We start from the raw sequence: 14,493 nt of genomic DNA on the forward strand, positions 1-14,493 counted from the left end.
GGCAGGTCACCATCAGCTACACCCAGTCCTCCCGGACCGCCACCATTCTTAAGGGGTCACGATGCTTATCGTCACCCGTGAGGGTGACCGCCGTTGCAAGCTCCCGCCGCACCAGCGCGCCCTCGTCGCTCTCGCCTGCCTGCGCAAGCACGACACTCTCGCGCAGATCGCCGCCGGGTCCGGCATATCCGTCGGCACCGCCCACGCCTACACCACCGCCGTCTGCGGCTCCTCGCCGACCGGGCGCCGGGCCTGCTCAGGACCCTGCGCGAGCACGACCCGGACTGCGTGCTCCTGGACGGCACCCTCAGCGAGTGCGACCGCATGGGCGACGCACGCGCCGATTACACCCACAAGCACCGGCGCCACGGCGTGACCGTGCGGGTCGTCACCGATCCCGACGGCCGGCTTCTGTGGATCTCGCCGGCCTTGCCGGGCCGTGCTCACGATCTGACCGCCGCACGCACCCACCACATCATCGGAATCTGCGAACGCCAGGGCGTCCCGGTCGTCGCCGACCGCGCCTACATCGGCGCTCCTGGGCCACCACCGCCATCCGCCGCCCGCCCAACGGCGAACTGTCACCCACCGAACGGACGCTGAACCGGGCACGCGCCCAGGCCCATCGCTCCCCTCGAACGAGGCGTCGCCCGCCTGAAGTCCTGGCGGATCTTCCGCCGGAGCCGCTGCGGCCCGAACCGCATGACGGACATCGCCGCCGCGGTCCTCACCCTGGAGAGGCAACGCTGAAAAGGCTCATTGCTCGGGGTCGGGCGGCCCTCGAAGGCGATCTGGAACGCGTTGAGTGGTGCCTTCCGGCGCATGGTCCACCTCTTGCGGCCCTTCCCCGTCGGGTCCAGGCTCATCAGTGCCGTGTAGATCCACTTGAGGGCGGCGGCCTCGTTGGCAAAGTGTCCGCGGGCGCGGACGGCCCTGCGGATGCGGGCGTTGACGCTCTCGATCGCGTTCGTGCTGAAGATGACCTTGCGGATCTCGACGTCGAAGGAGAGGAAGGGCACGAACTCGGCCCAGGCGTCCGACCACAGCTTCCCGATCGCCGGATACTTCTTCCCTCACACCTCCTGGAATTCCAGGAATCGCTCCGTCGCGGCGTCCTCGTTGGGTGCGGTGTAGACGGGCTTGAATGCTCCTGCGACCTTGTCCCAGTCCTGGCGGGCGGCGTATCGGAACGAGTTCCGCAGCAGGTGAACCACACATGTCTGGACGATCGCGCGAGGCCAGACGGCCTCCACGGCCTCGGGCGGGCCCTTGAGCCCGTCGCAGACCGGCATGAGCACGTCGCCCAGGCCGCGGTTCTTCAGCTCGGTGAACACGTGCAGCCAGTACTTGGCGCCCTCGCCGCCGTCGCCGGCCCAGATGCCCAGGATGTCGCGGGTGTCCTCCACGGTCACCGCCATCACCACGGAGACGGGACGGTTCGCGACTTGCCCGTCCCTGATCTCGACGTTGATGGCATCGACGAACAAAACGGGGGCAGATGGTCTGCTTGGACACCTCCGCCCCGTAGACCTCGGCCAGGTGAGCCGCGATCTCCCCATGAGTGAGGCCCTTCGCCGAGAGCGACAGCACCCTCTCGTCGACGCCGGTCAGCCTCCGCTGCCGCTTCCCGACGATCTGCGGCTCGAACGTGCCCGAGGTGTCACGCGGGACCTCGACCTCGACCGGCCCGACGTCGGTCAGCACGGTCTTGGCCTGGCTCCGTTGCGGGAGTTGCCGCCGCCCCGGCCGCCGGCATCGTGCTTCTCGTAGCCGAGATGATCGGTGATCTCACCTTCCAGGGCAGATTCCAAGACCCGCTTCGTCAGCTGCTGCAGCAGCCCATCCTGTCCGGTCAGCTGCAGCCCCCTCCGACCGGGCCCGTTCCACCAGCATCGCGACCAGCTGCTCGTCGGACACGGGCGCAGGCTGCCCAGGCTGGGCACTCTCTACCGGCTCCACAGTCCTCAACCCCACGGCGATGTCAGTCACTTGACGCCTCTCCCATGATCATCGGATCCGCCGTTAGATTTACACTCCCTCGCCTTGTGCGACGCCATCCGTCGTCAGCAGTTGCACACTTGGCATCGTGGCAGGGCAATCCGGCGGGAGCTGCGTGTGCGGAATGCGAGCACACCTGCCCGAATGATGCGATCAGGCGCTCTACACACTTTGGCCTAGAACCGTTCGAGCACGGTGAACCGACGATCGCGGTCTTCGGCCGCTTCTAGGGAAGGACTGGCGGTCGCGCTGCAAGGCCGATTGTCGCTTCCCCCCCGTCAGGAGTAGTAAAAGTCTCTACTGAAGGGGCGACGCCTGCCCGTCACCGTCAGTTGCCGCCGTATGCATCGGACTCCCTCCCTGAGCCTGCCGGTATGACGATTTGCATCCGCTAACGGGGTGACAGGGTTTCTTCTGCACATAACCCATAGTCATGACCGGGTAAATGTCTGCAGCCCGGGCGATCAGAGTCCCGGCCACCGAACAGAGAGGATCCCACGGAATGAAACGGAGCCGTAGGCTCGCCGCAGCAATGGCCGCCGCAGCCACCGTAACGGCCATCGGGGCCAGCGGAGCAGTCGCTCAGGCCTTGCCGCTGGTCGGAAACGAGTCGCCCCAGCACGTACGAACGGGACCGAAGCCGCCGGACCCCAGGCCCACGATGCCGCCGGAGACGCCGAGGGGTTGTCACGACCTCGACTCGGTCGTTGTTGGGACCAACAGGTACCTGTCGGTGGTGTGCAACGGGCAGGTCTACGTCCTGACGGTCAATGTGAGCACGGAACAGGCCGACCCCAGTGGCTGGCGGCTGGTGGCAGGCCTGAACAACGTAGTCGACGCCGAACTGACGGCGGAGGGGCCCGGCACGGTCCGCATCAGCGCGCTGACTGCGGTAAGAACGGTGGTTGAGGTCGGTTGCATTGCAGGGCTGCCGCTCGGCACGTGCACCGCTCCCACAACGCTGCCCCGGCTTCCGTGACCTGGCCGCTGGGAAACCGGTCGGTATCAGTGGGCTAGCCCGCGCACAGCGGCAATGGCCGCAAGCCACACTGCCCCGAGCGGTGTAGTGGCAGCCGCGCGTACCCCGCAGTTCGGGGTCACTGTTCAGAGGGGCAGCTTTCACCGGTCCTCCCCCGTCGGCTATATCCCCGTGCCGACGGGGGAGGGGCGTGGGGACGCAGCCTGAGGGCGGTGACGCGTGGGTTGGTAACGGGCTTTGTTGAGCTTCTGAAGGGGCTGTTTGATCCACCCAGTGGCTCCCGGGTGTCCACGTCACCGTACTGCCCTGGCGCGAGCCGGCTCGGGCGCTCCTTTCCCCCGCACTCCACCGCGCAGGTCGCCAGGCCGACGCGCTGGCCGTCCTGCGCCGCGACGCGCGACGCTCGTTGATCAACTCGGTATCGACCCTGGTGCCGACCTTCAAGACCGGCCTTGGTGTCCGGCTCTGCCTGCGCACCACCGTCGATCTGACCCCGTCTAGCTAGGGCCCTCCGGATGGTGTCCCGGTCAGCTCGCGCCGCGTCGGGCCGCCGCGCGGATCGCCACCTCGGCCTCTGCCAGACCGTCGATCAGGGCTGGTTCGTCGAGTCCCGGTACGCACACCACCCGGTCGCCGTCCAGCGCCGTGAGTGAGGCGTCCACGACTTGGCCCACCGGCATGCCGCCTTCGACGTGCACGGCCTGGTCACCTCCCGGCACCGGCTCCCGCCCGCGGGAACGATGGAACTCGGTGGCGGTCAGCCCCGGGCACAGCACCTGGATCCTCAGCGGTGTGGCAGCCAGCTCGGCCGCGAGGGTGCGGGTGAAGGTGACGACGTAGCCCTTGGTTCCGCCGTACACCGCGCGCTCAGGCAGCGGGTGCGGCGGCAGCGAGCCCGCGAAGGCCAGCTGCGAGGCGACGTTGACCACGGTGCCGTCACCGCGCGCCAGCATGCCCGGGACCGCGGCGCGGGTGAGAGCGGTGACGGCCAGGACGTTGATGTGCAGGACCTTCGCCAGCAAGTCCGGTTCGAGCTCGGCGAACGGGCCGTACCCGTTGATACCGGCATTGTTGAGGAGGAACCCGATGTCGTCGCCCGCCGCCCGGCTCACCACCCGGGCCAGGTCGTCGGGCACCGACAGGTCGGCCACCAGGGTCTCCGCCGTGGTGCCCGTCTTCTCGCGCAACCGCCGGGCGAGGTCGTCCAGCCGCTGGGCCCTGCGGGCCACGAGGACCGTGTCCCATCCCTGGGCGGCGAGGCGCTCCGCGTAGGCCGCGCCGATGCCGGAGGATGCGCCCGTCACCAGGGCCGTACCGCGTCGTGTGCTCACCTGTGTGCCACCTTTCAGCCCGCTGACCTGCAGCGTGCGCGTACAAACACCGTTGTACCAGCCAACCACCGCGTTCCCGGACACCAGGGCCGCCCGCTCGACGAGGTTCGCCCCACGGGCCGGTCTGTAACGGAGACGCGACCACCAGCGATCCCCGAACGCCCGCATCTGAGGAGAGCGTCATGACCGCCGCCTACACGTTCGACGTCTTCTCAGCCTCGACGGCTTCGGCGCGGCCGGCGGCGACTGGACCGGGTACTGGGGCAAGCAGGGCCCCTAGGTTCTGTCGTCAAACGTCACGTCCACATCAGCAGGGCTGCGAGGGTTGACGGCTGCTTGGTAGGACTCGGTGGTCTTGTCGTACCGGGTGGCGATGCCGCGCCACTGCTTCAACTTGTTGAAGCAGCGTTCCACCACGTTGCGCCGCTTGTAGGTGTCGCGGTCGAAGGCCGGGGGCCGTCCGCCACGGCTGCCGCGGTTCAGCCGGTTGCGGACCTGATCGGCTCGCTCGGGAATGGTGTGGCTGATACCGCGCCGACGCAGCCAGGTGCGTATCGCCCCGGAGCTGTAGCCCTTGTCGCCCAGGACGTGCGAGGGCCGCACCCTGGGGCGTCCCGGGCCTGGGCGGGGCGCCCGGATCGCTTCCATCACGGCGGTGAACTGGGTGCAGTCGTTGGTGTTGCCGCCCGTGACGATGAAGGCGAGCGGGCGGCCGGCACCGTCGCAGGCCAGGTGAATCTTGCTGGTCAGGCCGCCTCGGGAACGTCCGAGAGCTGGACCGCGGAGCCCCCTTTTCGAGCACCGGCGGCATGCTGGTGGGCACGGACGATGGTGGAGTCGACCGACACCAGCCAGTCGGTGTCACCGACGGCGTCGGCCCGGGACTGGGCGGCGCGGAGCATCCGTTCGAGCGTGCCGTCCGCCACCCGCCGGCGGAAACGGGTGTGCAGCGTGGCCCACGGCCCGTACCGCTCAGGCACATCCCGCCAGGCCGTCCCGGTACGGAACTTCCACACGATCCCGTTGAGGACCCTGCGGTCATCCAGCCGCTTGCGCCCACGCGATGACACGGGCAGCAGCGGCCTGACGAACTCCCACTCGGCATCGGACAGTTCATGGCGACGTATCACCCGTCCATGATCCACCACTCAAGATCATTTGAAGACACTGCCTAGGCCAGGAGTCCCTCCAGCTCGCGCTCCTGGCGGAGCCGGAGGGCAGCCGCTGGCCGATAGCGGCCCCTTGGCTCCAGGAGCCCGGGGTTCAGGAGGCGTGGGAGCCGAGGAGCACGCCGGCCAGCGTCCCGGCGAGCAGGAACGGGCCGAACGGGATCCTGCTCGTACGGTCGGCCCGGCCGGCGAGCATCAGGCCGATCCCATACAGCGCGCCGAAGAGGTACCCAGCGAAGGTCCCGGCCAGGACGATCGCCCAGCCGTACCAGCCCAGAACGGCCCCGAGGACGAGGGCGAGTTTCACGTCGCCGAACCCGAAGCCCTTGCTGACGAGGAAGAGCGCGAAGTAGCAGGCGCCCAGGATGAGGGAGCCGAGCAGCGCGGACGTCCAGCTGCCGCCGGCATCGGGCAGCACCGCGGCGATGCCCAGCAGGGTGAGCACGGCTGCGGCGAGCGGCAGGGTGAGCACGTCCGGCAGCCGGTGCGCTGCGAAGTCGACGGTGGCGAGCAGCACGGCGGCCGGGGCGAGCAGCAGCCAGACCACCAGGTCGGGGCGGGCCCCGGCGGCGGCCGCCAGCAGTGCGCAGACCACGGCCGTGGCGGAGGCGACGGAGAGTGTGCTCGGCCCGTAGGTGTCCCCGGCGGCACAGCGAGCACGCCCGAGCCAGTCGCCGCCGGTACCGGTGAGGGGATGGCCGGCTGGGCACGCCGACCTCCACGGTTCCGCGGGCGGCACGGAGAGCCGGTACGCGGGACGGGATATGAGCACGCCCGTGCCGCAGCCCCACAGAACGGCAGCGGTGATGATCAGCAAGGATTCCTGGATGTCTATGCTCAGCTGCGCTCGGTCCACTCCTTGAGGGCCGCGGCCAGGGCGCGCACGTCCAGGTGCCCGGCCGACACCTGGTCGGCGAGGTCGGCGGCCTCCTTGGCGGTGAACCGTACGGGCAGGCCGCTGGCGTGCAGGTAGCCGGCCGCGACCGTCGCGCCGAAGAGTTCGTTGCTGTGCTCCAGGGCCGGGGCCCGGGCCAGTGAGTGGAAGAGAGCGGCGGCCCGGTGATGCGGCCGCGGGTATACGGGTTCGTCCAGGACGCGGAAGGCGTGCCGTGCGCGGGCGGCCTCCAGCGCTCCCCAGTCCGTGACGTCCGGGTCGCCCAGCTGCGTGCGGGCGATCTCCATGAGCCATGGAAGATCTACCGTGAGGTCCACTGTGTCGCTGCCCGCCCTACGCCGCGGATGCGGCGGTACCGGGTTGCGGGCCGAATCGGCTGGCGAACTCCTCACGCACACCGGGCGTGGCGAGGAAGAGGGCGCTGCCCTCGAGGAAACGCGCCCTGTTGAGCTCCTGGGCCAGGACGCGTCCGGCGTACACCGTTGGGTCCTCGTGCCGCTCGTGCGCCTCGCGCTCCAGCTGCGCGTACTGCTCGTCATCGATCTCGATGCGGATTTCCCTGGCCATGGCCCCACGGTAGCGGTGCCAGGCGCCGGATGGGAGTGGGATACCGGAAGCGAGATCCACCGGCCGCCATGGTCAATGACTGAACTATATGCAATCGTATCGTTACTGAACGTCATATTTTTTGCTGGTCGGCTGCACGTTTCGGTCGTCAGGAGCGCTTCATGGGTGGAGGCGGCTGTCGCCTCTGGTGCCTAGGGGGCTGCACCCGGAACGCTCAATTACTGGGGAGGACCCGTGCAGCACGATGCTGCAGCGTGGTTGATCGACATCACGCTTGCCCTCAGGGTGTTCGGCCCGGACGTGATCCGAGGGTGCCGCCGGCTTCTCACAGCCGGGGTCCGCATCGGTATCACGCAGCTCACCAGCGGCCGCACCCCGGCTCGCACTCCCGAGCCCCAGCGGGAGGCCTCGTGAGCAGCGACATGGGCCCGGAGGAGACGGGCGGCGCCGTGGAGGTGCCGCGCGCGGTCCCCATCGACCAGTGGGACATGACCGCGCAGATGGCGTACTGGGGCTTTCACCAGCGTCGCCGCACCGACTACATGCGCTACGCCTACCTCCAGCTCGGCTCGGACGCCGACGCGGAGGAAGCCGTCGACCTGACCTTCGACGCGGTCATGGACTGCTGGCCGCGCATGCTCGAGATGGAAAACCTGGAGGGCTACGCCTGGACGATCCTCAAGCGCCGCATCATCGACATGCACCGCAAGCGCCGGCGCCGCCCGGAGCTGATGGAGACCGCCGCCTTCGAAGCCGCCGTCGCCAATCACGTCGACTACGACGCACTGACCGACGCCATCGCCCTGTACGGCGCTGTCGCCTCGCTCAGCGAGCGGCAGCGTGATGCGATCCTGCTCCACTACGGCATGGGCTTCACCGCCGCCGAGGCCGCCGAAGTGATGGGCAACGAGCAAGCCACCGTCCGCTCGCAGCTCCGCACCGGCCGCGAACGCCTCGCCTACACGCTCAAACTCCGCTGCCCGGAGAACTCCGACGGGAAGAACCGCTCATGACCCCGCTGCCGTCTGATCCCCGCACCATCGACGACCTGCTCGCCAAGGCCCGCACGCACAACCGCTACGCGACCTACAACATGGCCGCAGCCGAGGGCCGGCTGCGCGCCCGGCAGGCGGCTCGCCACCGGCCGCCGCGGCAGCGCCCCACCGAGACCGCCCTCGTGCACACCGAGTGGACCCCGCCCGCGAACAGCACCCCGGACGCCGACCGCGCCTGGTGGGACCTCAACGCCCTCTGCCTGCTGGTCCTCGGGCCTGACGCCGACGCCCACCTCGCCGACTTCATCACCAGCCAGTACGCCGACAAAGCCGGAGCACTCGTCTTCACCTGCCTGCTCCACCTCGCCGACGACAGCAGCGGCGCACGCTTCTGGTGGCGCTTCGCCGCAGGCGCAGGCCACCAGGTCGCCGAGTACTGCCTCTTCCTCGAGCACCCCCACAGCGGCGAGTACCACGACGCCGACTACTGGCGCACCCAGCTCCTGCGCCAGCACTTCGAACCCACCTTCCTGTGCGGCGACCGCTCCACCGCCCCCTTGCTCTCCCCGCCATGCATCGAACAGATCCACCCGCACATCAGCCGCGAGCACCACTCCGAAATCGGCACCATCCCTCTCCCCCACCCCACCCTGGTAGACCAACTACGCAACCTGACCTCCCCCTTGTGAACTCGGGGATAACGGGCCAGCGCCTACCCCCGCTTGCTGGGCGCCAGCTCAGGAAGCCGGCGCGCCACCATCCGCTCTGCCAGGCCCGCGAAGGAGAACGGCGTCGATCCGGGTGAGCCAGCGCGCCAGGCCCTTTCGCCACGTCCAGGTACGGGCTGCTCGCCCACTGTGTCCTCCCAGATACCGGGCTGCGACGACACGATGGTCCAGCCCGGCACTGAGTCGCACCGAGCCGTGCCGAGTCAGCCCGTGGGGAGACGGGCGTCCGCTCCTGACTCACCCCGGCCATCGCCCCGCGCACCTCGGCCCCGGACGCGGCCGTGCCCGCCGACCAGCAGCACCACACGCCCCGGCCCGACCAGGGCCCGGTGAGACGGACGTGGCGGTCACCGTCCAGCGTCTCCCCGAGGGGTTGGGGGTCGTGCTTCATCGGGCTTCGGCGCAGTTGCCCCGCAGCCTTGAGCTTTTCTGGCTTGGGCCAATTAGCTGTCAGACCTGAGTCTGCCCCCCGAGGGGGGTCGGCGTGGGCAGTGTCGGAGGCGATCTACCAGTAGTGTCGTCGGCCTCCGACAGCGTGTCCGACGGAGCCCAGGATCCACAGGATCGCCCCGATGACCAGCAGGATGATTCCAATGGTCCACAGGATGGAAATCTTCAGCAGGAATCCGACGATGAGAAGGATCACGCCGAGAGCGATCACGTCGTCCTCCATTGTCGATGGTTCGCCCCCCATTAATACTTTCGCCCCGGGTGGGATTGCTAGCAAGAGTGTGGCGCGAGGCCGCTTGAGGCCAGCCCGCTCCCCTGCTTCGTCTTCGGGGACCCTGATCAGGGCCTACTGCTGCCAGCTCGAGTCGGTGATGTGCTGGGCGGAGTCGCGAGCCTGGTCGGTGACGGTGCTGACCTGAGCGCGTGCCTCGTTCTGGGTGACGCGAGCGGCCTGGCCGGCGGCGTCCTTCACCTCTTCCCCGCGCGTCCATGCCGAGCTGCGTGCGAGAGGACACAGGATCAACCGCAAGCGCGTCACCCGACTGATGCGGATCAACCACATAGTCGGCCGGCACCTCCGCAAGAAGAAGCGGACGACGATCGCGGACAGGACCGCGCCGCCCGTGCCGGACCTGGTGATGCCCGACTTCACCGCGGACACGCTGAACAGCAGGTGCGGCGACATCACGTATATAGCCGTCGGCTCGACGTGGCTCCATCTCGCCACGGTGATCGACATCTGCTCGAGAAAAGTGGTGGGCTGCTCGATCGCCGACCACATGCGCACCTCGCTGGTCACCGACGCGATCGAAATGGCTGTGGCCGACCGCGGCGGCCGGGTTCGCGGCGTCGTTTTCCACACGGACAGGGGCGCCCAATACAGCGCGGCCGCCTTCGCCGACGTCTGCCGCCGGCACGGCATCCGCCGCAGCATGGGCATCAAGCTACGACGACGCCCTCGCCGAGTCGTTCTTCCAGGGCATCAACCGCGGCGGGACTCGGCGCACCTCCGGGCACTGCCGGCCCGATGCCGCGCTCGGCTACCTGGACGGCTGAGCCCGACCACGGAGAGCGCGTGACAAAATATTCCTGGGGAGCCGTGGGCGGTAGGGGCGCCTGCTGCACCTCACGCGCTGCGCGGCCGGCGGTCGGCCGCCTTCTTCCCCGTGGTCTTCTTCGCGGCCGTCTTCTTGGCGGGCTGCTTCTTCGCCGTCTTCTTCTTCGGTGCGGGCATCGCGTGGACGTCGGCCTCCTGGCCCTCGCCGCGTGCTTGTCTGGCCTGCTGCACCGAGGCGTTCAGCGCGGCCATCAGGTCCAGAACCCGCCCGGGTTCGGTTTCCGGCTCGGGCGCGGCCGGCGGCTCGCGGTGCTCGCGCTTGGCCTCGATCACCTGCTCCAGCGCCTCGGTGTAGTGATCGACGAAGTCGGGGCCCTCGAGCGCGTCGACGGTCATCGTGTCCATGAGCGCCAGGGCACCCTTGATCTCGCCCTCGCTCACCTTCACCGGCGGCGGCAGCAGCTGGGCAGGGTCACGGATTTCGTCCGGCCAGCGCATCACGTGCATGACGAGCACGTCGTCCCGCACGCGCAGCAGTCCCAGCCGCTCACGGCCGTGCCACGCCCACTTGGCCACCGCCACCCGCGAGGACCGGCTCAGGGCCTTGACCAGAAGCTTGTACGGCTTGGCGGCCACCCGCTCGCTCGGGGCCAGGCAGTAGCCCTCGCCGATGCGGATCGGGTCGATGGACTCCACCGGCACGAAGGCCTCGATCTCGATCGCCTTCGCCGTCGGCAGCGGCAACTGACGCAGTTCCTCATCCGTGATCGGAATGACCAGGTCCTTCGCCACCTCGTAGCCCTTGCCGATCTCCGGCTCGCCGACCTCGCGGCCCTCCAGCTCACAGACCTTCCGGTAGCGGATCCGGCCCTGATCAGGCAGGTGATACTGGCGGAACCGCACACTGTGGTCCTCAGTAGCCGACTGAACCTGAATCGGCACGGTCACGAGCCCGAAGCTGATCGCACCACTCCAGATGCCACGGGGCATGACAGACCTCCCGCAGTAGCCCCGAGCACCACCAGCCTACGAACAACGCAAACGGCACGCCACGCACGACGCGGGGTGACCGCGGTCAGCTGTCGCATGCCCGCTCATCCGCAGATGCCCGGTGGCGTTACGGCGGCCTGCGGTGATCACTCCGATGAAGCTCGCTCACGCCCGTGCTGGTGAATGCCGGGCAGTCGGGACAGCGTCGATGATCTTGGCAAAGTCATCAGGGAGTAGCCGCGGTGGTCGGTTTGGAGTGGGCAGGGCGACCTGAAGGGCCATGAGGGATGCGATGCCGTGCTGTCCGGTTCCTCCGACAGTGCGGTGCCGAATATTCGGCTACTCGGTTCCGAATGTCTTTCTTCGGTGTGGGACGGCTCGTTGCGGAGTTCGGAATAGCTGTTCTCGTCCTGCGGGGGTAGTGCGGCGAGGGGACTCCAGCCGGTAACAGGAGTCCCCTCTTCCGCCCGCACGATGGACTACCGCGCCCAGGAAGGGGAGCACAGCGGTTTTTCGGGTGCGGGCGTTCCGCTTGTCCAGCTCACCATCGTCGCCGCTGCGCTGCAAGATCTTCTGGCTTCGGAATCGTTCCGAACGGTGAAGACGCAGGTCACGGTGTGTCAGGGGGCCAGGCAGGCATGGAGGATCCGCCGAGACAGCCCTCGTTCGGCCGGTTTCCGGTGACAGCGCGGAGGTCTTCTGGGCTGGTTGGTACCCCGTCGGGCGCCGGGGAAGGGCTGCGAATCAGACGGAAAGCGAAAATCGCAGGCCCTTGAATGACGGTGAATGTTTCCGTTGCATCGGATTCCGCTCAGAGGCTTGCCCCTGCCTGGACGGCCACGGTGAGATTCATTCAGCGACGACCGCATCACGGCCGGTAACCGGATGTGGCCGTCATCGCTGCGGCGACCATCGCCGCGTCCAGGGAGGGGAGCAATCGTGTCCATTACGCGATCGCGGCGTCGGCCGGCGCCGTCACCGGAGCACGTGTGCGGGGTGGATCTCAGCATCCGTCACCGCATCACCATCCTGTGGGTGATCTTTGTGGTGCTGGTCGTGCTGGTCATCAGCGGGCGCTCCGTCAGCGACGCGCTCGGGCTGATCACGGCCGCTGGAGTTGCGGCCGCGCAGATTGGCCTGTGGCTGAGCGGGCGGTGTCCGGCCGTCGACGCGCCCGGAGGCGTCGTCTGATGACGCAGGGAGAGAATCGGCAGGACGGCCCTGACGAGTGGCCGATCTTCGAGGAGATCCGCTCGCAACAGCAATTCCGCGATGCGCTGGGGAAGCTGCTGAAGCGCCAGGGCAAGACGCAGAAGGCAGTGGCAGAGGCCAGTGACGACGGCTCCGGAAAGCTGACCACCACCACGATCAACGCGACCCTGAGAAGGGACGCGTTACCCAGCAGGAGCTTCGCGATCAAGTATCTGCTGGGTTGTGGTGTGAGCGAGGTGGAACGGCAGCGGTGGTTGAGGTGCTGGGAAAGGCTGCTGGACCAGGCGGCACCCGCAGCGGACCTGCCGCCGGACGACGCAGTTCCCCTTGAGCCGGCAGCGGCTGGTGCACCGGGTGGGCCAGAGCAAGCCGGACCAGCAGAGACGACGCCAGAAGAAGCGGCGTCATCCGGCGGCGACCCGGCTCTGCCGCCCGTCAAGCGTGGCAGGTGGCGGCTTCCAACCGGACGCTCACGCCTTCGCGTCGGTGTGATCGCTTGCACCGTGGCTGCCGCGCTCATTGCCGGGGTCGGGGCATGGCAGCATCAACAGCAGGAAGCGCACGATCAACGGATACACGACCAGCAGGTGCACAAACGGGAACGGTTCAAGAAGGACCACTGCGGGACCTTCAACCCGGATTTGGTCACCCAGGCCGGCGGCGAGTGCACCGGCCTGACCGACGGCAGCGACGGCCCAGCCGTCTTCGGCAACGACCTCAAGCCCGTCATGACGGCCATCGCCGCGGAAAACCGCAACGTCATCAAGGGCGACGACTACGTGACGGTGGCGTTCCTGACCGCGCTGACGTCGAAGAGCGCGAACAATCTCACCGTCGGCCAGTACGTCGCCGAACTCGAGGGCGCTTACACCGCCATCGAGGAGGAGAACCGCAAGAACAGCCGACCCAAGATCCGGCTGCTCGTGGCCAACATGGGCAGTGCGGAGGCGCAATGGGCACAAGCCGTCGGCCAGCTCACCGCCCTGAAGAAGGACAGCCGCCTGGTGGCGGTCACCGGCATGGGACTCAGCCAGCAGGAGTCCGTCGAAGCCGCTCGAGCTCTGAGCAAGGCCGACCTGCCCATGGTGGGCGACTTGATCACCGCCGACGGCTTCGACGCCACCGGAGCCGTCGACGGCAAAGGGGCGATCAACGGCCTGGCCCGCGTCGCGCTGACCAACAGCGACCAGCTCACCGCCGTCAGCAAGGACCTCGGCTCCGCCCATCGCACCGCGGCCCTGGTCAGCACAACGGTGACACCCAACGGGACCAAGGACCTGTACACCGAGTCCCTCAACCACGGCTTCCACACCGTCGAAGGCCTCAAGAAGTACCTCGACAACACCGCCGACTTCACCTTCGACCCCCGCGGTGGGCCCGGAGCCATCCTTCCCACGATCAGCCAGAACCTCTGCAACACCGGCAAGACGGTCGACACCGTCTACTACGCCGCCCGCGTCAAGTACATCCTCGACTTCCTCAACGCGCTGGCCAGCAGGAGCTGCCACGCCCAGCCCATCACCGTGATCACTGGATCCGACGCGACATCCCTCGACCCCACTACGCCGGCGCTCCACAAACACGACGCCCCGATCAGCCTGCTGTACGCGAACTTTCCCAGCGCAGCCCAGTTCCGCAGCCCCGACAACCCCGACCACGATCTCTACGAGGCCTTCGCGAAAGACTTCGCCACACCCCACCACGGACAGCTATTCGCCGCAGACCACCTCACCAGCAGCTACTGGTCCCTCGTCGCCCACGACGCCGTGCTCACCGCAGCAACCGCCCTGCACAACGCCGCCGCAAACAGCGACAGCCCGACCAGCCTGCCCAACCGCTACGCCGTCAGAAACGAACTCTTTGCACTCCGCAACGGCGCCATAGCAGGCGCAACCGGCCACTTCGGCATCGACAGCAACGGAAACCGCACCGACACCAACACCATCACCACTGTCCACCAACTGGGCCACGCCCTCCCCCGCTAACCACCAGGAGCCAAAAAGGGGCGCCGGATGGAAACCCGGCGCTCCTCGAGTGGTCTGGGGAGGTGTGTCAATTCAACGGCTGATCTTGGTTGTTGAGTGGTCAGTGTCCAGGTACGCCTCTGAGTGCAGCACCGAGT

11 protein-coding genes and 6 pseudogenes are annotated in these 14,493 nt (G+C 68.1%); 9 read left to right on the forward strand and 8 right to left on the reverse strand.

What is annotated here, in order from left to right; genetic code table 11:
- Nucleotides 1–61: 61 nt before the first annotated feature.
- Nucleotides 62–750 (forward strand): annotated as a pseudogene (locus IE217_RS22780) (transposase).
- Between the two features lie 23 nt (nucleotides 751–773).
- Here the strand turns inward: IE217_RS22780 and IE217_RS22785 are convergent.
- Nucleotides 774–1,893 (reverse strand): annotated as a pseudogene (locus tag IE217_RS22785) (IS256 family transposase); the annotation flags it as partial.
- A gap of 637 nt (nucleotides 1,894–2,530) precedes the next feature.
- Here IE217_RS22785 and IE217_RS34850 point away from each other — a divergent pair.
- Together IE217_RS34850 and IE217_RS22795 are read left to right on the forward strand one after the other, a co-directional pair.
- On the forward strand, nucleotides 2,531–2,977 hold the full coding sequence (locus tag IE217_RS34850; protein WP_229865513.1) for a hypothetical protein: 447 nt from the start codon (nucleotides 2,531–2,533) through the stop codon (nucleotides 2,975–2,977).
- Between the two features lie 283 nt (nucleotides 2,978–3,260).
- Nucleotides 3,261–3,421: pseudogene (locus IE217_RS22795) on the forward strand (BTAD domain-containing putative transcriptional regulator); the annotation flags it as partial.
- An 83-nt stretch (nucleotides 3,422–3,504) separates the two neighbouring features.
- Here IE217_RS22795 and IE217_RS22800 read toward each other — a convergent pair.
- Nucleotides 3,505–4,308, reverse strand: a complete 804-nt coding sequence (locus tag IE217_RS22800; RefSeq protein WP_229865514.1) for an SDR family NAD(P)-dependent oxidoreductase — start codon at nucleotides 4,306–4,308, stop codon at nucleotides 3,505–3,507.
- Nucleotides 4,309–4,490: 182 nt separating this feature from the next.
- On the opposite strand from IE217_RS22800, the pseudogene IE217_RS34855 reads away from it, so the two are divergent.
- A pseudogene (locus IE217_RS34855) lies at nucleotides 4,491–4,585 on the forward strand (dihydrofolate reductase family protein); the annotation flags it as partial.
- A gap of 19 nt (nucleotides 4,586–4,604) precedes the next feature.
- On the opposite strand, the pseudogene IE217_RS22805 reads toward IE217_RS34855, so the two are convergent.
- The 4 genes and pseudogenes from IE217_RS22805 to IE217_RS22820 form a co-directional block, all read right to left on the reverse strand.
- Nucleotides 4,605–5,435, reverse strand: a pseudogene (locus IE217_RS22805) (IS5 family transposase).
- A gap of 136 nt (nucleotides 5,436–5,571) precedes the next feature.
- A complete protein-coding gene (locus tag IE217_RS22810) occupies nucleotides 5,572–6,291 on the reverse strand; it encodes a prepilin peptidase (protein ID WP_373298118.1) in 720 nt (239 codons plus the stop codon).
- Nucleotides 6,292–6,314: 23 nt separating this feature from the next.
- On the reverse strand, nucleotides 6,315–6,659 hold the full coding sequence (locus IE217_RS22815) for a fic family toxin-antitoxin system, toxin component (protein ID WP_373298105.1): 345 nt from the start codon (nucleotides 6,657–6,659) through the stop codon (nucleotides 6,315–6,317).
- A gap of 46 nt (nucleotides 6,660–6,705) precedes the next feature.
- Entirely contained in the window at nucleotides 6,706–6,939 is a 234-nt protein-coding gene (locus IE217_RS22820; protein WP_190179784.1) for a hypothetical protein, read from the reverse strand.
- A gap of 410 nt (nucleotides 6,940–7,349) precedes the next feature.
- On the opposite strand from IE217_RS22820, the gene IE217_RS22825 reads away from it, so the two are divergent.
- Both IE217_RS22825 and IE217_RS22830 read left to right on the forward strand, forming a co-directional pair.
- Entirely contained in the window at nucleotides 7,350–7,952 is a 603-nt protein-coding gene (locus IE217_RS22825) for an RNA polymerase sigma factor (RefSeq protein ID WP_190179785.1), read from the forward strand.
- On the forward strand, nucleotides 7,949–8,623 hold the full coding sequence (locus tag IE217_RS22830; protein ID WP_190179786.1) for a hypothetical protein: 675 nt from the start codon (nucleotides 7,949–7,951) through the stop codon (nucleotides 8,621–8,623). Before IE217_RS22825 ends, IE217_RS22830 begins: the two co-directional genes overlap by 4 nt.
- Nucleotides 8,624–9,167: 544 nt before the next feature.
- Here the strand turns inward: IE217_RS22830 and IE217_RS22835 are convergent.
- Nucleotides 9,168–9,323, reverse strand: coding sequence for a DUF6131 family protein (locus tag IE217_RS22835; protein ID WP_229865542.1), 156 nt, complete (start codon nucleotides 9,321–9,323; stop codon nucleotides 9,168–9,170).
- A 265-nt stretch (nucleotides 9,324–9,588) separates the two neighbouring features.
- On the opposite strand from IE217_RS22835, the pseudogene IE217_RS22840 reads away from it, so the two are divergent.
- Nucleotides 9,589–10,102: pseudogene (locus IE217_RS22840) on the forward strand (IS3 family transposase); the annotation flags it as partial.
- 136 nt (nucleotides 10,103–10,238) lie between these two features.
- Here IE217_RS22840 and ku read toward each other — a convergent pair.
- On the reverse strand, nucleotides 10,239–11,159 hold the full coding sequence (gene ku / locus IE217_RS22845) for a non-homologous end joining protein Ku (protein WP_190179787.1): 921 nt from the start codon (nucleotides 11,157–11,159) through the stop codon (nucleotides 10,239–10,241).
- 996 nt (nucleotides 11,160–12,155) lie between these two features.
- Between ku and IE217_RS22850 the strand changes: the two genes are divergently transcribed.
- Together IE217_RS22850 and IE217_RS22855 are read left to right on the forward strand one after the other, a co-directional pair.
- Nucleotides 12,156–12,350 carry a hypothetical protein gene (locus IE217_RS22850; protein WP_190179788.1) on the forward strand — a complete coding sequence of 65 codons (195 nt, stop codon included), beginning with the start codon at nucleotides 12,156–12,158 and terminating at the stop codon, nucleotides 12,348–12,350.
- Nucleotides 12,350–14,356, forward strand: coding sequence for a hypothetical protein (locus tag IE217_RS22855; protein ID WP_229865517.1), 2,007 nt, complete (start codon nucleotides 12,350–12,352; stop codon nucleotides 14,354–14,356). Before IE217_RS22850 ends, IE217_RS22855 begins: the two co-directional genes overlap by 1 nt.
- The last annotated feature ends 137 nt before the right edge of the window (nucleotides 14,357–14,493 follow it).

It is taken from the genome of Streptomyces naganishii JCM 4654, assembly GCF_014650575.1.
Classification (GTDB): domain Bacteria; phylum Actinomycetota; class Actinomycetes; order Streptomycetales; family Streptomycetaceae; genus Streptomyces; species Streptomyces naganishii.

Bases quoted from the DNA above. Each gene is read 5' to 3' on its own strand.
- IE217_RS22855 (WP_229865517.1), top strand. From the start codon at position 12,350: ATGACGCAGGGAGAGAATCGGCAGGACGGCCCTGACGAGTGGCCGATC.
- IE217_RS22830 (WP_190179786.1), top strand. From the start codon at position 7,949: ATGACCCCGCTGCCGTCTGATCCCCGCACCATCGACGACCTGCTCGCC.
- ku (WP_190179787.1), bottom strand. From the start codon at position 11,159: ATGCCCCGTGGCATCTGGAGTGGTGCGATCAGCTTCGGGCTCGTGACC.
- IE217_RS22820 (WP_190179784.1), bottom strand. From the start codon at position 6,939: ATGGCCAGGGAAATCCGCATCGAGATCGATGACGAGCAGTACGCGCAG.
- IE217_RS22815 (WP_373298105.1), bottom strand. From the start codon at position 6,659: ATGGAGATCGCCCGCACGCAGCTGGGCGACCCGGACGTCACGGACTGG.
- IE217_RS34850 (WP_229865513.1), top strand. From the start codon at position 2,531: ATGGCCGCCGCAGCCACCGTAACGGCCATCGGGGCCAGCGGAGCAGTC.